Source organism: Otoolea muris (assembly GCF_943193115.1).
Lineage (GTDB): Bacteria > Bacillota > Clostridia > Lachnospirales > Lachnospiraceae > Otoolea > Otoolea muris.
The window spans coordinates 24,813-41,135 of record NZ_CALPCY010000030.1 but is presented as its reverse complement, the minus strand read 5'-3'; the positions used below and the strand labels follow the sequence as shown (position 1 = coordinate 41,135).

General features: G+C 53.2%; 16 protein-coding genes and 1 pseudogene. 13 read left to right on the top strand and 4 right to left on the bottom strand.

Going from position 1 to position 16,323, the window contains the following annotated elements; all coding sequences use genetic code 11:
- The first annotated feature begins 77 nt into the window (after window positions 1–77).
- Complete coding sequence (locus NFS31_RS16755) at window positions 78–1,301, top strand: DUF5716 family protein (protein ID WP_251497476.1); 1,224 nt, start codon at window positions 78–80, stop codon at window positions 1,299–1,301.
- On the top strand, window positions 1,298–2,110 hold the full coding sequence (locus NFS31_RS16750) for a hypothetical protein (protein WP_251497473.1): 813 nt from the start codon (window positions 1,298–1,300) through the stop codon (window positions 2,108–2,110). Before NFS31_RS16755 ends, NFS31_RS16750 begins: the two co-directional genes overlap by 4 nt.
- A gap of 26 nt (window positions 2,111–2,136) precedes the next feature.
- Here the strand turns inward: NFS31_RS16750 and NFS31_RS16745 are convergent, their stop codons facing one another.
- Together NFS31_RS16745 and NFS31_RS16740 are read right to left on the bottom strand one after the other, a co-directional pair.
- Window positions 2,137–3,147, bottom strand: coding sequence for a nucleoid-associated protein (locus tag NFS31_RS16745; RefSeq protein ID WP_251497470.1), 1,011 nt, complete (start codon window positions 3,145–3,147; stop codon window positions 2,137–2,139).
- A 238-nt stretch (window positions 3,148–3,385) separates the two neighbouring features.
- Window positions 3,386–5,086 (bottom strand): CvpA family protein, encoded by a 1,701-nt coding sequence (locus NFS31_RS16740; RefSeq protein WP_251497467.1) that lies wholly within the window; start codon window positions 5,084–5,086, stop codon window positions 3,386–3,388.
- 737 nt (window positions 5,087–5,823) lie between these two features.
- Between NFS31_RS16740 and NFS31_RS16735 the strand changes: the two genes are divergently transcribed.
- Window positions 5,824–6,345: a hypothetical protein gene (locus NFS31_RS16735; protein ID WP_251497464.1), complete on the top strand. Its 522-nt coding sequence runs from the start codon at window positions 5,824–5,826 to the stop codon at window positions 6,343–6,345.
- 26 nt (window positions 6,346–6,371) lie between these two features.
- Entirely contained in the window at window positions 6,372–6,956 is a 585-nt protein-coding gene (locus tag NFS31_RS16730) for a hypothetical protein (protein WP_251497461.1), read from the top strand.
- A 125-nt stretch (window positions 6,957–7,081) separates the two neighbouring features.
- Here the strand turns inward: NFS31_RS16730 and NFS31_RS27855 are convergent.
- Window positions 7,082–7,964 (bottom strand): annotated as a pseudogene (locus NFS31_RS27855) (DUF134 domain-containing protein).
- Window positions 7,965–8,155: 191 nt separating this feature from the next.
- On the opposite strand from NFS31_RS27855, the gene NFS31_RS16715 reads away from it, so the two are divergent.
- A complete protein-coding gene (locus NFS31_RS16715) occupies window positions 8,156–9,511 on the top strand; it encodes an MATE family efflux transporter (protein WP_251497455.1) in 1,356 nt (451 codons plus the stop codon).
- Window positions 9,480–10,304: a MerR family transcriptional regulator gene (locus NFS31_RS16710; RefSeq protein ID WP_251497452.1), complete on the top strand. Its 825-nt coding sequence runs from the start codon at window positions 9,480–9,482 to the stop codon at window positions 10,302–10,304. The genes NFS31_RS16715 and NFS31_RS16710 overlap by 32 nt, the downstream gene beginning before the upstream one ends.
- Here NFS31_RS16710 and NFS31_RS16705 read toward each other — a convergent pair.
- Window positions 10,297–10,764, bottom strand: coding sequence for a very short patch repair endonuclease (locus NFS31_RS16705; protein WP_251497450.1), 468 nt, complete (start codon window positions 10,762–10,764; stop codon window positions 10,297–10,299). The genes NFS31_RS16710 and NFS31_RS16705 overlap by 8 nt on opposite strands.
- Window positions 10,765–10,948: 184 nt before the next feature.
- Here NFS31_RS16705 and NFS31_RS16700 point away from each other — a divergent pair, with 184 nt between their 5' ends.
- From NFS31_RS16700 to NFS31_RS16670, 7 genes are all read left to right on the top strand, one after another.
- Window positions 10,949–11,158, top strand: coding sequence for a helix-turn-helix domain-containing protein (locus NFS31_RS16700; RefSeq protein ID WP_251497447.1), 210 nt, complete (start codon window positions 10,949–10,951; stop codon window positions 11,156–11,158).
- Window positions 11,158–12,363: a DNA cytosine methyltransferase gene (locus NFS31_RS16695; RefSeq protein WP_275563900.1), complete on the top strand. Its 1,206-nt coding sequence runs from the start codon at window positions 11,158–11,160 to the stop codon at window positions 12,361–12,363. Before NFS31_RS16700 ends, NFS31_RS16695 begins: the two co-directional genes overlap by 1 nt.
- On the top strand, window positions 12,350–13,090 hold the full coding sequence (locus tag NFS31_RS16690; RefSeq protein ID WP_251497445.1) for a PmeII family type II restriction endonuclease: 741 nt from the start codon (window positions 12,350–12,352) through the stop codon (window positions 13,088–13,090). The genes NFS31_RS16695 and NFS31_RS16690 overlap by 14 nt, the downstream gene beginning before the upstream one ends.
- Window positions 13,091–13,175: 85 nt before the next feature.
- Entirely contained in the window at window positions 13,176–14,309 is a 1,134-nt protein-coding gene (gene cobT, locus NFS31_RS16685; RefSeq protein WP_251497441.1) for a nicotinate-nucleotide--dimethylbenzimidazole phosphoribosyltransferase, read from the top strand.
- A gap of 38 nt (window positions 14,310–14,347) precedes the next feature.
- A complete protein-coding gene (locus NFS31_RS16680) occupies window positions 14,348–14,899 on the top strand; it encodes a bifunctional adenosylcobinamide kinase/adenosylcobinamide-phosphate guanylyltransferase (RefSeq protein ID WP_251497437.1) in 552 nt (183 codons plus the stop codon).
- Between the two features lie 130 nt (window positions 14,900–15,029).
- Window positions 15,030–15,809, top strand: a complete 780-nt coding sequence (locus NFS31_RS16675; protein WP_251497435.1) for an adenosylcobinamide-GDP ribazoletransferase — start codon at window positions 15,030–15,032, stop codon at window positions 15,807–15,809.
- A complete protein-coding gene (locus NFS31_RS16670) occupies window positions 15,806–16,312 on the top strand; it encodes a bifunctional adenosylcobinamide kinase/adenosylcobinamide-phosphate guanylyltransferase (protein WP_251497432.1) in 507 nt (168 codons plus the stop codon). The genes NFS31_RS16675 and NFS31_RS16670 overlap by 4 nt, the downstream gene beginning before the upstream one ends.
- The last annotated feature ends 11 nt before the right edge of the window (window positions 16,313–16,323 follow it).

The following is a 16,323-nucleotide window of genomic DNA, read 5'->3' as shown; positions in this document are numbered from 1 at the left end:
GTTCGATTTTACGGCCGGGATGCCCAGGCGCGGATCGCCCGGTACTGTTCACAGGTTGAAAGGAAATATGCTTAGAAATGGACGGACTTGTAATCGGCATTGATTTATGTAATTCATATACCCATATCGCCTGTCAGGAGCCGGAGCGGACATGGGTTATCCCGACAGTGGTGTGTAAAAATAAGAATCAGGATGAATGGTATGTGGACGAGGAGGCGTACGCGCACACGCTGATCGGGGATGGCGTGATCGAGGATAAGCTTCTGACCCAGGTCTTGAAGGACGGGACGGCGACCATCAGCGGGATCCGCTATGAGGGCCTGTATCTGCTGAAAATGTTTCTCGAAAAGGCGCTGGAGCTGCCGAGGAAAGCGGCCGGCGTCGATCCGATCGCAGGGCTGGTGATTGCGGTCAGCACGCTGGACGTGAAACTGATGGACAGCCTGTTATACTGCGCGGATTACTTAGAGATCCCGCGCGAGAGGGTGCATATCATCAGCCATACGGAGAGTTTTATCTACTATGTGATGAGCCAGAAGCGGGAGATCTGGAGCAATCAGGTGGGGATGTTTGATCTGGCGGACGAGAGCCTGCGCTACTATGAGATGAAGGTGCAGCGTGGGATCCGCCAGATGCAGGTCACGGCGGAGCGGCAGGATCTGGAGGAGACCTTCCACCTGGATGTGCTGGAAAATATGGCGGGCGCCAAGATTGCGGATAAGATTCTCTCATCGTGCGCGGAGCGGATCCTGCAAAAGCGCCTGTTTTCCGCGGTCCTTCTGACCGGAAAGGGCTTTGAGAGCACGGACTGGGCGCCGGAATTTATGAAGCAGATCTGCAGCCGCAGGCGGGTTTATGTGGAGACGAGCCTCTTTGCCAGGGGGGCGCTCATGAAGGCGCTCGACTACCAGCAGGAGAAGACAGCCTATCCGTTTACCTGCATCTGCGAGGGGCGGCTGAAGGCGACGGTTTCATTAAAGATATTGAACCGGGATAAGGAGGGCCAGCTTGTGCTGGCCGCGGCGGGGGACAACTGGTACGAGGCCAAGAGCACCGTGGAATTTGTAGTCGCCGGAGCGCCGGAGCTGGAGTTCACTATCGCGCCCCTGGATCCGAAGAAGAAGCGTCTGGTGAGGATTCCGCTTAAAGACTTCCCGAAGCGGCCGGACCGGACGACGAGAATCCAGCTCACGCTGGGCTTTTCCGATGAAAATACCATGGTGGCGCTCATCCGTGACAAGGGCTTTGGAGAAATGTTTCCCGCAACGGAGCGCCTCATAAAGCAAGAGGTTATATTATGAGTCTGATACTTTGCAGGTATGAGCCGGTGAAACACCCGTATTTCATTGAGCGCCTGGGGATCCATATCATGTCCTCCCAGGAGCTGTGCTATATTCTTTATAACCACCCGCTTCTGGCCATGGACGGCTTTATCGATCAGGCCCTGATCCAGTTTATTGAGGAAGAGCTGGATATGCCGTTTCTGTCCGGAAAGCTCTCGGCCTGGAAAAAGGGCGGGGAGGATCCGGATGAGATGATCTTTATCATTCTCCAGGAGTGCTATTATTATACCTCCAGGGAGGTGATGAAGCTGCGCCAGAAGATAGGGTCATACCGGAAAATGAATGAGGCGGAGTTTGCAAAGGAGACGGCGGATTATTACTTCCGCCTGAAGCAGTACGGCGCGGCGATTGAGTGCTATGAAAAGATTCTGGATAGCTGGCGGATCAAATCCTTAAGCGATGAGTTTACGGCTAAAATCTGGCATAATATCGGCGCGTCGTATGCCGGGATCTTCTGGTTCGGGAAGGCGCTCGCGGCCTATGACATGGCGTATAATTTTGAGAAAAAGCCGGAAACCCTGAAAAAGATTTACCAGCTCACGCTGTTAAATCCGCAGTTAAAGCTTAAGGAGCGGTATCAGGCGGCGATCACGGAGCGGCAGAAGCGGCAGTGGGAGCAGGAGCTTCAGCGCGTCATGGAGGATGCGGGGAAGGGGGAGGCAGTCAGGGAGATCCGGGAGCTCTTTAATAAGGATCCGCTGAAGCGGACGGCGGGGGCGGAGAAGCTGGTTACGGAGTGGAAGAGGGCGTATCGGAAGATGCTGTAACAGTCCAGGCTGGACTGTTGCAGCATCTACCTGGAGCTTAAGACGCCGATATTCTTGATTAACACGGAAATGGTTCCGTCGAGATTGGTGATAAATTCCACATGCTCCGGATTGCGGTATTCTTCCATGGGGATCGTGATTTCAATCCCGGTGTCCGTGGTGAGGCGCTGCTTCTGGAATTTTTTGATGGTCTGCTCATTTTGCGGCTGTACGGTCTCGTAGGCCATGTCGTACTTGTCGAGCTTCTCATCCAGCTCGGACAGCATCTCGGGGCTGTCCTTAAAGACCTTTTCCCGCAGGGCGGGAACCTTTAATTTCCCTTCCTCCTCAAGCTCCCTGCAGATGATATTCTTGATCTCCATCTTTTTTTCCGCGTCCTCCTCGCCGTAATACTTTCTGGCGACCTGATCCACGGCTTTTGTGACGATATCCAGCTTTGATTTCTGGGAGAGAGGGGCGTGGCATTCTAAAAACAGTTCGGAAAAGTAGAACCGTTTTTCGCCGTTTACCTCATATTTTTTCTCGGTGAGGACAAGGCTGCCGTCAGAGAGGTTTATGACAAAAGCTTCGGAAAGGCGCTGGCCCTGGCCGGGCAGCAGGGCCTTCTGGAGGATAATTTCATTAAGATTCGTTCCGTCCGATTCCCTGGTTGCGTGGGTGTAGGACGTCTTATAGTCCATTTTCAGAAAAGCAAGGTAATCATTTCCCTGCGAGCTAAACACCACGACAGCCAGATCGCCGGCCGGGATGTCGATGTGTTCATTCATAATCTCATAGAGGCGTTCGGCCAGCCGCTTGCTGGTTTCGATGAAATTGTCGGGGCTGCACTGCATCAGGAGATTCCGGACTTCTGATGCGTCGGAAAAACGGCAGGTTTTTATGTCGTCGCTTTCGGTGATCTTTTCGATATGCGATTTGAGCAGATCGGAAAAATCGGTTCCGGTGTCGATCAGGTGATCCGACAGTACCGGGACGCCGACGGATGAGTCGAGGATATGTACAATGGCTGCTTTTAGAATCATGTCGTCGCTTTTCATCTTGGGTTCTCCTTGGGAAGAATTATGTAACGGATTAACGGGTAATTTCTCAGGTTAAGGGGGGCGCGGGGAGGGCCGCCAGAGCCGGCTTCTATATCTAACGGAACCCCGCTTCCGCTCGGAGAAAAGCGAGGTTTCGTCGGATATACCGCCCGCTTCCGGCGGACTGATCACGATTATCCATACCGGCCTGATCACGTAATACATTTTTGCAGCGGAATCTCACTAACAGCCGCGATCAATTTCTCCCAGCGTCCACCTCAATGGCCATAATCTCCCTGACCTGCCCGCCCTGTGTGAAGGATATATGCACCGTATCGCCGGGCCTGATGAACGGAAGCTGTTCTGACACGGAGATAAATGCGGTGTAGATATCGGTTTCTCCCTCCAGGGTAAAGTAATAGCAGGTATTTCCTGAGATAACAGCGGAAGCGGCGGCTTCTATCCGGCCGGAAATTTCCGTGGTGTCTTTTGGGGCGGCAGGGGCGGCGTCCTCTAAGTTGAGGGCGGTCCGGTATCCGCGCTTTGCCTCGTCGATGGTCTGCCCGGTTCCCACGATCTGGTACTGCCCGACATCGACAAAGGCGTACATTTTTACAAGCCCGGCCGCGTCTTTTAAGGAAATGAAGTAGGCGGGCCGATCGGAGATGTTGAGGAGCAGCGGGAAGGTGGCGCTGTAATTTAAGTGCTGTACCTGCCCTCTGGCAGACTCCATGGCGGCCAGCTCGGTCGCGCCGGGGACGGTGTAGAACCGCGTCTCCTTGGTGCGAAGGTTGACGAGCACAAAGCCGATGTTGGACTCGTCTGACGTGACGGAGCTCATGCCGGTGTAGAGGTATACGTCGTCGTCAATGGCCAGGTAATTATAGCCGTAGGTGGTGCGGCGGACGCCGCGCTGGCCGAACAGGGAATTGAAGTACCCGTTCTGGAAGCGGCCGTTGTCGTCGAGCTGCTCAATGATGAGGTTTGAATCATAGAGCTGGTCGATCCACTGAGGTACCTCGTCCTTTGCATACCAGCGGGACTCTCCGGTCACGGCGTTGACCAAGACCGCGCCGTCGATATCCTTGCCGTCCCACCAGCCGATGCGGTAGGCGATCGTGGGGGCGACCCAGTAGGGCGTGCCCTCGTCGTCGGTCTCAAACGAAACCGTCTCGAAGATCTTTGAGGGATAGCGGAAGCGGATGTAGCGGTAAATATTGCGGAAGAAATATTCGCTGGTAGAATATTTCATTCCAGAGTCAAGCCAGACAAGATTCGTGTCCTGGTTGACCATGTTGACAGCGATATAGGCCGGAAGACCTTTTCGCTGGTTGTACAGCCATTTGATCGGATCCGCATAGGAGAGCGGCGTGACACGGTAGGGCGCTCCCTGGTAGTTGATCTGGGTGTAGTTGTTTAAAATTTCAAACTGGGAAACGAGATCCGTCATCTCACCCAGCTTTTTGTTTCCCAGACGGGAGGCGGTGTCCTTGTCAACCACCGGGATCTGGGACATGCTAAGCTCCGCCACATCCGATGAAAAATCGCCTTCAGTAACGTGTATCAGATCCCGGTAGCGGGCGGCGTTAAAGAGTTTAAGACCGAGCGCGGAGGCAAGCGCCATGAGAAGGATGAGCGCGGCGATGGCGGCAAAGCCGTATTTTAAGGGCCCCACCAGGCGGACAGCGGGCCTTTCGCTCTCATTTCGGCGGAAGATCACCCGTCCCGTCACCGGATCGCGCGCCGCCCCAAAGCCCCGCCCGTCGCGCAGGGACTGGATGAAGTCCTTCACAGCAGTCAGAAAGTTGACGGCCAGAAAGATAAGGATGCAGGCAATGAGATAGAGGATAAAATTCCGGTCCCTCAGATTCACAGCCGGCAGCATGGAGTAAAACAGCAGGAACATAAACAGGGCCGAGATGAGGATACGGCCTGCGATTGAGGAGAATCGTTTCATGGTTGGCGCCTCCTTTTACATGTAAATGGGAACGGTTTGATAAATAAGCATCCGTTCGGCAGTCGGTAATGTTACCTGAAAATGGTTCAGCGTCCGGCGAGCCGGGCGTAAGGATATTGTAACAGGTATGGGAAGAAAATCAAGGTGAATCATGTAACTTGCAGTCATTAACTTTAAAATGTACTCTTGGAGTCTCGCTGCGCCTGATTTTGTGAGATGATTTTTGTCAGATGCGCACAAATTTATGAGGCGAACGTTGATTGAGTTTGGGTGCATCTGGCGGAAAATCGGCCGCAAAGGCAGGCGCAGCGAGATTCCGAGAGTACATGAAACGCATGGGGAGAGGTTCCGGTTAGTTTTTGTAATAGTCCAGTAGGCATCTTCTTGCCCGTCTACGCCGTGAATAGTAGCCATTTATAGGCTGAAAGTATAAATAATAGATTGACAAATCCATACCAGCAAGATATTATGAAAAAGATAGTTGTTTTATAGTGAATTATCAAACAAATCAGGGAGGTGAGAGCCATGTAAAACGAGGTATAAACCAGAGTATGAATCTGCTTAAAAAGGAAGGAGGATATGCCTGAAAATGGGAACATGAGGATACGAACCGAATTACAGGGAAGAAAAACAAAAGAATATGCAATGACAATATGCTTGGACTTAGATTTAAGAAAGCATTTATGGTTCTGAACGACAGAGGGACCATGGTTTGAATGTAAAGGAGTAACGCGGTTATGACTATTCAAATGGTGAACGGATTTCCCGTTTATGCGGTTACAAGAAAGGAGGTGGAGTACCATCCATCCTTTTTTCAGCAGCAGGCGGAGAAATGGGTGGAAGGCTCAAAGAGAGAGAAGCTTTCCGACGAGGAATTGGAGAATTTGAAAAAGAAGTATCATTCTGGAAACATGTCCCGAAATGATTCCATCGCGCTGTTAGGCGAACTGGTGGAAGCCGGCATTCTTTCTAGGGGAAGAGCCAGGGCGATCTATTTAGGCGTTATACCATTGGATGAAAGCAAGATCAACCCTGCTAAACCGGAAGGCGTTCTAACGAAATGCGATGTTTCTGACAGAAGATACAGCGCCTTTGGAAATATAGGGGGAATGGGAACCATGCTGGCCGTCGGGGGCTTTGACTCCTACAAAATTTTTTATGAGTATTCAAAAGCAGCTACGGATGTGGATGTGGAGAAATCGGAGCATTTTCAGGATTACAGGAAGTTTCTTGATATACTGGAGCAATTAAAGGCATAAATGATACGGAAAGGAAGAGGAAAAGGATGAGTATTTCAGGTTTGCAGGGCGCAGGTTATCATGCGGCAGGATTCCCGGCCGGTTCTCATTCCAGGACGGATATCCGGAGCGCTTTCCGGATGAGCCTGGCAGACGGACGGTCATCGGCTGCTTCAGGCGGCAATTATCACGGCACGCTGAAAATGGGCTATTTACATAGTGAGTTCAGCCCTGTTTCGGGGCAGGAGCTTCACATGAAATATGATGAGAGCTCCACGGATGAAGATCCGGTTATGTACGTCGAAGGAAGAGACATGCGGGGAAATACATTTACCAGGAAGATTCATTTAAAAGATGTAGACGCAGAGAACGCCACGCCTGCGGAAATGACCGCGCTGCGCGTCCATTTGGCGCAGCAGGGGGATAAACAGGTAGCTTTAAGCAGCGCAATACCCTTAAAGGCTCTCAGCAGCCATCAGGATGTAAACACAGCGATGGATTTTAAGCAGTATTATGAAGACTGGGCGTCCAGTCTGGAGGGCGCTGGATTTAAGAATAATGCCGATCTGTACATCAATGAGCTGGAGCGGTATCTCTTTTACCACCGCACAGAAAGGGCGTCATGCTTCTGATGCGGCGATGGCAGGCGTAAACCCGCGAAATCAGGCAGAATAAGAGAATAAAGAAGAGGGCGCGGACTCCATTCACGGCAGTCCGCGCCTCTTAATCTCCGGCCGCCTGCGGACAGGACAGCCTCCTATGAATGACAGGAGTGTTCCCCGCAGCCATGGCTGCGGCAGCTATGGCCGTCGCTGTGTTCGTGGTGACTGCAGGTTACATCCGGATTGAAGGCAAGGGAATCGGACAAAAGGGCGTTCACCGCCGCGTCCGCATCTCCGCTTACGCCGCCGTAAAGGCGGATGCCGGCCTCCTTAAGCGCCATCTGCGCGCCGCCGCCGATACCGCCGCAGATGAGCGTGTCAACGCCTTTGCCCAGGAGGAAGCCGGCCAGCGCGCCGTGGCCGTTTCCGTTGGTATCAACGATTTCCGTGTGGGATACGGCCCCGTTTTCCACCTCATAGAGCTTGAACTGTTCCGTGTGCCCGAAGTGCTGGAAGACGGTTCCGTTTTCGTAGGTAACTGCGATTTTCATGATATACTCCTCTCTGAATTTGCTGAAATTCTCCTGAAACGTGTTTTGTGGATTCATGTTCTGCGATCCGGCGCGGCCGCGGAATACTTTGCAGATCCGCCTGCTGGTTCCGTCAGGTTTTCGCTCCGTTTACCGCCTCCTGGCCGGAAAAGCGATGGCGCCGGCAGCCGCCGCAGCGGCAGGCGCGTTCGGTCCGGTCACAGAGGCGGTAGTCGCCGCCTTCAATTTTAAGCGGCCGCGCGCTCACCAGGGCTTCGGCCAGCTTTGACCTGGCTGAAGTATAGATCTGCTGAACCGTGGCGCGCGCTACCTGCATAAATTCTCCGCATTCTTCCTGAGAAAACCCCTCCTTGTCAATGAGGCGGATCGTCTCATACTCATCGACGGTTAAGACTACAGCCGGCCCTGATACGGCGCAGCCGGCCGGGGTGAATTCGGCTGCCTTGGGAAGGCAGCAAACCTTTCTGCATTTTTTGGGCCTTGGCATCCGGATCTCCTTTTGTATATTATTTATGGCATATGCCATTTATAATTTATTGTACCATATATTCAGGGATATGGCAATATGGCGGCCCCTTCACGCTAAAAATTTATGATTACTGCTCCTGCTTGACTCTGCAATAACTATAGACTTTATGATAGAGTCTGTGATAAACTATGCAAAGGAGGCAGATTCGGATGGAGGAAAACAGGCTTACAGAAGGAAACATCGCATCAGCGCTGTTTCGCTTTGCCGTCCCCTTTCTGATTGCAAATGTGCTGCAGTCCCTGTACGGCGCTGCGGATTTGTTTGTGGTGGGGAGATATTGTGCGGCAGAGAGCGTGGCGGCGGTATCCACGGGGACGCAGGTGACGCAGATTATTACGAGCCTGGCCACAGGGCTGACGCTGGGCGGGACGATTCTGGTGGGGCAGTATATGGGAAGCCGGGATTATGATCGGGTGAAAGAGATGATTGGGACGACGTTCACTGTGTTTGCGGCGGCGGCCCTTGTGCTGACCGCGCTTTTGCTGGCGTTTAAGGAGCCGGTTCTTACGATGCTGGACACGCCGGCAGAATCGTTTGCGCTTACGGATACGTATGTGACAATCTGCGGGCTGGGCACGATTTTTATCTGCGGTTATAATGCGATCAGCGCGGTTTTGCGGGGGTACGGGGATTCGGCGCGGCCGATGGCGTTTGTGGGGCTGGCCTGCGCGCTCAATATTGCGCTTGACATTGTGTTTGTGAAATATCTGGCCATGGGGGTGGCGGGAACGGCCCTGGCTACGGTTCTCTCGCAGGCGTTCAGCATGGCGGCCTCGGTCGTGTATTTAAAGAGGGCGCGCTTTATTTTTGACTTTAAGCTTAAGAGTTTTCGCCCTGTGGGGGCTTTGGCTAAGGAGCTTGCCAGGGTGGGGATCCCGATTTCGTTTCAGGAGATGCTGATCCGGATTTCGTTTTTGTACCTGACCGCGGTGATGAACCGGTGCGGCGTTTATGCGGCGGCGGTGGTGGGGATTGGCAGTAAATATGACGTGTTTGCCATGCTGACGGCGACCTCCATGGCGAATGCGCTGGCTGCGTTTACCGCGCAGAATATGGGGGCCGGGAAGAGAGAGCGGGCGCGGGCGTCCCTGTGGTATGGGCTTGGCTTTGCGCTGTCGGTATCCCTCCTGTTCTGGGGCTTTGCCCAGTGGCATCCGGATCGGATGGTCCGCGTTTTTTCGGATGATCCGCATGTGATTGCGGCCGGGGTTCCGTTTTTCCGCTCCTGCAGCTATGATTATGTGCTGGTTACGATTGTGTTTTGTTTAAACGGCTATCTGAACGGGCGTCAGAAGACGGTTTGGACCATGATGAGCTCCGCGGCTGGCGCGCTGGCGCTCCGGATTCCCCTGGTTTACTTATTTGGGCGGTATTTTGCGGATGATCTGGGGATGCTCGGAAGCATCGCGCCTGCTGTGTCGGGGATTATGGCCTGCTATACGCTGTTTTATGTGTGGCATGAGGGGAGAGGGCATGAGGAGAGACGGGCTGTTTCCAATCGGTGAGGTGTCGAGGCTGTTCCATATCAGCGTCGGATCCCTGCGCTATTATGACAGGGAAGGGCTGGTGAGGCCGGAATATACGGATCCATGTACAGGATACCGCTATTACGGCGCGAGGCAGTTTGAGCGCCTGAATACGATCCGCTATCTGCGGGCGCTCGACATGCCTCTTGATGAGATCGCGGCGTTTCTGGACAACCGGAACTTAAACGGCATACGGGAATCCCTCTGCAGGCAGCGGGAGGAGGTACAGCGAAGGCAGCGCGAGCTTTCGCGGATTGAACGCAAGATCGGGAGGCGTCTGGAACAGCTTTGGGATGCCGTGCATTCGGAGCTGGAGGTGATCCGGCTGGAGGAACATCCGCCGGCGCGGCTTGCGTATCTGGAAAGGGAGCTGCCGGCGCAGGATGTGGGGGCGCTGGAGTATTCGATCCGGCTTTTGGAGGAGGAAGAGGACAGCACGGCTGTTTTCCTGGGAAAGGTGGGCGTCGGCCTTTCGGCCGATAGGCTTGAGAAAAGGCAGTTTACGCCCTACAATGTGGTGTTTGTCATCCTGGACGAGGAGGATTCGTTTAAGGGGCCTGTGATGGAAATTCCACGGGAGCTGTGCATAAAGGTGCGGTTTAAGGGCGTCCATGAGCAGGCGAGCGGTTATTATGAACGGCTTTTGGATTATGCAAAGGATCATCGTTTCCGGGTCAGCGGTTTTTCTAAGGAAATTACGATGATCGATTATGGGCTTACGAATAATCCGGAGGAATTTGTGACGGAGATTGCGATTCCTGTTGTCAAATAGGAATCGCAAAATCAGGTGCCTCTGTATCCGGCAAATTGTCCATTTGGGCATCCCAGACAGCCTCCTCTATCGCTTTCAGGCATTCATCCGTATGCCGTAGTATATCTTGTCCCCAAAGGTGGATGACTGTATATCCAAGAAAAAGAAGCTTTTTATCATTTTCCCAGTCACGGTTCCGGTTCCGTTCGATTTTTTTTATCCAATAGTCCGGGTTTTTACCTTTTTCTAAACGTAATTTGAGCAACTCCCAGTCTTTCCCGTGAAAGAACTCGCTGTCGCAGAAAATAGCGATTTTATATTTTGTCAGTACAATGTCAGGAGAACCGGGAAGGGCCTTGTAATTTTTACGGTAGCGGTATCCCTTTTCCCAGAGAGCTCTGCGCAGGCATAATTCTATAGAAGTATCTGTACTGTGGATGCTGCTCATATTTTTTGAGACGGTTTTCGGATCACGTTCCATAGAAATCCCCCCTTGTTTTTCTTAATTACTTTGCTCTATTTTATCAAAAGAAGGCATACCGGACAAGGAGTTTTTGTGTGGCATAGACAGAAATAGTTGACGGTATAAACGATATAGTTTATACTGTTAAAACAATGCGGTTGGGAACGATTAAATTGCCCTACAAGGTGGAGAGGTACTATAAATGAATATATCGGAACAAATCAGGGCGCTGTGTATCCGGGTGAATATCAGCATGGCGGAGCTTGCGCGTAGGGTTGGCACAACCCCCCAGAATTTAAACGGAAAAATGAAGAGGGGGAGTTTTACAATTACTGACTTAGAAGAGATTGCGAAAGCTGCCGGCGGATCATTTGAACGAAAATTTATATTAGAAAACGGAGAGAAAATTTAATGGGCATTGCGGAAAAATACGATTATAGTAAATATGCAAATAACAGAGATGTTATTTCTTTGTTTTCCGGGGCTATGGGGCTGGACATTGGTTTGGGGAGGGCTGGGCTGAATGTGGTTGTCGGCCAGGATTTCGACGAGGCTTGCGTGAATACAATGTGTGCGAATGGGCACAGGGTATTGGGTGGGGATATCAGGGAGATTTTGCCGCAGCAATTACTTGGTTTAACAGGCTTATCAATTGGTGAACCTTTCCTGATTTGCGGGGGCCCGCCATGCCAGCCTTTTTCGACAGCGGGTAAACGTTTAGGGATCAATGATCCCCGGGGCAGCTTATTTATGGAGTTTATCAGAATGATCGATTATATCAAGCCACGTTTCTTTATCATGGAAAATGTAAAGGGCATTATGTCAGCCCCTTTAAAGCATGTGCCATTATCAGAGAGGGACAAAAATGATCCTGAACAAAGCCTGGGAACCGTTTTAGAAGTTATCTTATCAGAATTTAGTAAACTGGGCTATAAAACGGTGTATGGTGTGTTGGATGCGGTCAATTATGGCGTCCCACAGTTCAGGGAACGGTTTGTGTTAATCGGAAGCCGGGACGGCGAGGATATATATTTGCCATTTCCCACGCATTTTCAAATGCATCAGGACAAAGCATACCAATGGCAGCCAATAAGAAATGTGATTAAAGATTTAGAGTTTGATGACGGGGAATGCGCTGTATTTAGCGAGGAGCGCCTGAAATTCCTGAAAATGGTTCCGGAGGGAGGAAACTGGAGGGATTTACCAAAGAATATGATACCTGCCGCTATGGGAGGGGCATATCAATCAGGAGGGGGAAAGGCCGGTTTTTACCGGAGGCTTTCTTTTAACCAGCCTTCGCCTACTGTTGTAACATCACCTGTGCAGAAAGCTACCATGATGTGCCATCCAACGCAAAACAGGCCGCTTAGCGTGAAGGAATACGCCAGGATACAGCAATTTCCGGACGATTGGATTTTCACAGGAACGACTGCGGCAAAGTACCGGCAGATAGGAAATGCAGTTCCAGCAGGCTTGGCAGAGGCAATAGGGAGGGCGGTGATTTCGGTTGCGGACAGGACGGCGGTTGTTGAGACAAAAAGGTTTAGGGGAACAAATATACATTATAAAATAAAATGCGCGATCGAATTAGGGGGAAGTACATATGCCGTTAAATAGTTCATATAATGAGCAGGCCGTTATCCAGGCGATAGCATCGGCGCTGGAAATGTTTTATGGGACATTGATTGAGAAGATTGACGGGCTAAATATACGGAAAATAATGAAACGGAAAAATCCATATCTATACCGGGCGAAAGCGATGCAGAGCGCGGCAGAAATCGTAGAATCTGTATTAACCGCTTTTGTAAGCTCAAGTGAGGAAACGATTTTTGGAAATTGCTTCTTTGAGCCGATTGCGCTTGCGGCAAGCGGAGGGAATAAAGCATTAGCCGAGGGTATCGATATAATGATTCAGGATGATGTAACGAATACGATTTCTGCTATTGCCGTTAAAAGCGGGCCGTCTGTGTTCAATGCGGATAGTAAAAAACGGCAGGAACAAAATTTCATGGCCGCATCGAAACTGGCTCAGCAGGTTAAGGCCCGCTATGACGCATATATTGGCTATTGTTACGGAAAGAAAAGGGATTCCGGGCGTGGGCGTCCTAAGATGTACCAAGAGCTTGCGGGAAAACAGTTTTGGGCTGAATTGACAGGAGATATGGATTTTTATAAGAAAATAATTGGATATATGGGGACGATGCCGGAGCAATATATTGCAGGATATAAAGAGAGCTATAATAAGGCGGCAAACAGGCTGGTGAGAGAATTTTCCAACAGCTTTTGCAATGAGGATGGCAGTATTGATTGGGGGAAGCTGGTTGAATTTAATTCGGGAGATTGACTGCCTGGCGCATGAGTGGCAGTGTTTTATATTTCTTTAAATCTTTAGCTTTTGTTACGTTTTTAATTTTGGGAAGGAGTCTGGGATGGAAGAGAAGATCATCCGGCCTGAGCCGGCGGATTACCGTGAATGGCCCGAAGAGGAGCTCTGGGAGCGGTTTGCCGAACTGGCTGTGCGGATTGTGCCTGCGGATAAGGGGGCTTTTGAGCGGTGCGGGCGGCGCTGGAGCCATGTGGCAAAGCCTCTGGGAAGCCTTGGCGTGCTGGAAGAGGATGTGCAGAAGCTGGCGGCCATTTCCGGGACGGAGAATGTGCGGATTGGGAAAAAGGCGCTGGTCGTGTTCTGCGCGGACAACGGCGTGGTCGAGGAGGGCGTGACGCAGACGGGGCAGGAGGTCACGGCTGTGGTGACAGCGAATCTTACCAGAGGGGAGAGCTGCTCATGCCTGATGGCAGGCGTGGCGGGCGCGGATGTATTTCCTGTGGATATCGGCGTGGCCTGCGGGCTGGGGCCTCTGGGGAGCCGTTTTCCCCTGATTGACAGAAAGATACGAAAGGGATGCGCAAATTTCACCAAGGAACCTGCCATGACGAGACGCGAGGCGCTGGCCGCGGTTCTGACGGGTATGGATATGGCGCGCGCGCTGAAGGAAGAGGGGTATGATATCCTGGCCGCCGGGGAGATGGGGATTGGGAATACGACTGCCAGCAGCGCGGTGACAGCGGCGCTTTTATCCGCGGATCCGGCTGAGACGACGGGACGGGGGGCAGGTCTTAGCAGCGAGGGGCTTAGCAGGAAGATCGACGCGGTCAGGAGAGGCCTTTTGCTGCACCGCCCGGATCCTTGCGACGGCATGGGGATCCTGCGGGCTGTGGGCGGCCTTGATCTGGCGGGGCTTTGCGGCCTTTGCCTGGGAGGCGCGGCATACCGTATCCCGGTGGTGCTGGACGGCTTTATTTCAGCCGCGGCGGCCGCGGCGGCCACGGCGCTGGAAAGCCATGTCCCGGAGTATTTGCTCGCATCCCATGTGTCGGCGGAGCCGGCGGGGGAGCGGCTGCTGTCCTTCCTTGGGCTTAAGCCGGCGATCCGGGCCGGGCTCTGCCTGGGAGAGGGAACCGGGGCGCTGGCCCTGTTTCCCTTGCTCGATATGGCTCTTGAGGTTTACAACCGGATGCGCACGTTTGAGGAGATTCAGATTGAGGAGTACCGGCCGTTATAGAGGCAGGGAGCGGATTTGAAACGGAAGGGGACGGCGGCATGCAGTATCTGATCACAGGCGGGAGCGGGAGCGGAAAATCAGAGTATGCGGAAGGGCTTTCACTGTCTCTGGCCGGAAAAAAACGGATTTATCTGGCCACGATGCGGATCTGGGACGGGGAGGGCAGGGCGCGCGTACAGCGCCACAGGAGGATGCGATCCGGCAAGGGCTTTTATACAGCGGAGCGCTACACGGATCTGGCGTCTTTTTCTCTCTCCGCCCTTCCGATCGCGGAACAATGGGGGAGCGCGGACGGGAATACGGATGCGGATGTGATCCTGCTGGAATGTATGTCTAACCTGACCGCAAATGAGTTTTATGACAGGGAGGAAGGCGCGGGGGAGCGTATTTTAAGCGGGATTCAGCATTTAAGGGCGCAGTGCCGGGATCTGATTATTGTGACAAATGAGGTTTTTTCAGACGGAACAGAGTATGACGGGGAGACGGAACGGTATGCCGCGCTTTTAGGGGAGCTGAACCGGATGCTTGGCCGGGAGTCGGATGTGGTCGTTGAGGTGGTTTTTGGGATTCCTGTGTTTGTGAAGCGGTAATGCCATGGCTTGGGCAGCCTTCCCGCGCCCGCTCCCCTGGTCTTGCCATAAGGCGTACTCCCAAATCTCACAAAATCAGGCACAGCGAGATTCCGGGAGTGCATCAAGTTAAATAGGAGGAAACACACCCATGGATCTTTTAGGCAGCCTTGCAATCGCATTTTCCATGTATTCCCGGATCCCGATGCCCCAGGTGGAGTGGACCGGGAGGCGGATGCGCTATGCGATGTGTTTTTTCCCCCTGATTGGACTTGTGATCGGGGGGCTTTATGTGTTTTTTGTAACCATTCTCCGGCATCTTGGCGCAGGGAACGGCTGTATTGGTTTTTTGGGGGCATGGTTGCCGCTTGCGGTGACAGGCGGAATCCATATGGACGGCTTCCTTGACACAACGGACGCCCTGCGCTCCTGTGGGGATCGCGCAAAAAAGCTTGCGATTTTAAAGGATCCTCACACAGGCGCGTTTGCGATCATTGGGATGGGGAGCTATCTCCTTGTGTATGCGGCGGCCTGCCAGGAGATGTCCGGGTGCGCCGCGCGGCTGTTTGGGGCGTGCTTTGTGCTGGAACGCGCGCTGAGCGGGTGGTCGGTGGCGTGTTTCCCCAAGGCAAGAAAGGACGGGCTGGCGGCGGAATTTTCCCGTGCGTCGGAGAAGCGGACCGTGTGCGTATGTATGGCGCTTTACGCGGCTCTTTCGTGCGGGTGGCTTTTGTGGTTTGGCGCATGGGAAGGGCTTGGCTGCATTGGCGCGGCTCTTTTGACGTTTTTGTCGTATTACCGGACGGCGGTACGGGAGTTTGGCGGGATGACAGGCGATCTGGCGGGCTGGTTTCTGCAGCGCTGTGAGCGGAATACAGCGGTTTTTCTGGCGTTTTGCAGCCTTGCCGGGCTGGAAGGGGGATGGAGATGAAGCTGGTGGTCGGAGGAAGGGCGCAGGGCAAGACGGAGTTTGCGCGCGCGCTGGCAGCGGAGGCGTTCCGGGAAGACGGCGCGGGGGAAACAATGCGAACGGGAGGGGCCTGTGCGGCTGGTCGTGTAAAAGAGGAGGCCGCGGGCCGGGGAAGAGGCGGGGTGTGTGCAAAAGAGGAAGCCGCATACCAGGGCGGGACCGAGGCGGACGGCCGTGTGGATGATGTGGAGACGGCCATGCGGGCGGCGGTGATTTTGCATGTGGAAGCCTATGTCCGGCGTCTGATGGAGCGGGGGGAGGATCCGTTTGCCTTTGCGGAGCGCCTTTTGCGGGAGAATCCTGAGGCGGTGGCCGCCGCGGATGAGATTGGGTGCGGCATCGTTCCGGCGGACGCGTTTTTAAGGAAATACAGGGAGACGGCCGGGCGGGTGTGCCAGAGGCTGGCAGCCGGATCAGATGAGGTTTACCGGGTGATATGCGGCATTGGGAAACGGATGAAATGAGGGATGGGCGT

What these genes read in the sequence shown, in the direction of transcription:
- NFS31_RS16755 (WP_251497476.1), top strand. Translation starts at nt 78, where the DNA reads ATGGACGGACTTGTAATCGGCATTGATTTATGTAATTCATATACCCAT.
- NFS31_RS16710 (WP_251497452.1), top strand. Translation starts at nt 9,480, where the DNA reads ATGAGGAGAGACGGGCTGTTTCCAATCGGTGAGGTGTCGAGGCTGTTC.
- cobT (WP_251497441.1), top strand. Translation starts at nt 13,176, where the DNA reads ATGGAAGAGAAGATCATCCGGCCTGAGCCGGCGGATTACCGTGAATGG.
- NFS31_RS16705 (WP_251497450.1), bottom strand. Translation starts at nt 10,764, where the DNA reads ATGGAACGTGATCCGAAAACCGTCTCAAAAAATATGAGCAGCATCCAC.
- NFS31_RS16690 (WP_251497445.1), top strand. Translation starts at nt 12,350, where the DNA reads ATGCCGTTAAATAGTTCATATAATGAGCAGGCCGTTATCCAGGCGATA.
- NFS31_RS16745 (WP_251497470.1), bottom strand. Translation starts at nt 3,147, where the DNA reads ATGAAAAGCGACGACATGATTCTAAAAGCAGCCATTGTACATATCCTC.
- NFS31_RS16735 (WP_251497464.1), top strand. Translation starts at nt 5,824, where the DNA reads ATGACTATTCAAATGGTGAACGGATTTCCCGTTTATGCGGTTACAAGA.
- NFS31_RS16675 (WP_251497435.1), top strand. Translation starts at nt 15,030, where the DNA reads ATGGATCTTTTAGGCAGCCTTGCAATCGCATTTTCCATGTATTCCCGG.
- NFS31_RS16730 (WP_251497461.1), top strand. Translation starts at nt 6,372, where the DNA reads ATGAGTATTTCAGGTTTGCAGGGCGCAGGTTATCATGCGGCAGGATTC.
- NFS31_RS16695 (WP_275563900.1), top strand. Translation starts at nt 11,158, where the DNA reads ATGGGCATTGCGGAAAAATACGATTATAGTAAATATGCAAATAACAGA.
- NFS31_RS16680 (WP_251497437.1), top strand. Translation starts at nt 14,348, where the DNA reads ATGCAGTATCTGATCACAGGCGGGAGCGGGAGCGGAAAATCAGAGTAT.
- NFS31_RS16670 (WP_251497432.1), top strand. Translation starts at nt 15,806, where the DNA reads ATGAAGCTGGTGGTCGGAGGAAGGGCGCAGGGCAAGACGGAGTTTGCG.
- NFS31_RS16740 (WP_251497467.1), bottom strand. Translation starts at nt 5,086, where the DNA reads ATGAAACGATTCTCCTCAATCGCAGGCCGTATCCTCATCTCGGCCCTG.
- NFS31_RS16715 (WP_251497455.1), top strand. Translation starts at nt 8,156, where the DNA reads ATGGAGGAAAACAGGCTTACAGAAGGAAACATCGCATCAGCGCTGTTT.
- NFS31_RS16750 (WP_251497473.1), top strand. Translation starts at nt 1,298, where the DNA reads ATGAGTCTGATACTTTGCAGGTATGAGCCGGTGAAACACCCGTATTTC.
- NFS31_RS16700 (WP_251497447.1), top strand. Translation starts at nt 10,949, where the DNA reads ATGAATATATCGGAACAAATCAGGGCGCTGTGTATCCGGGTGAATATC.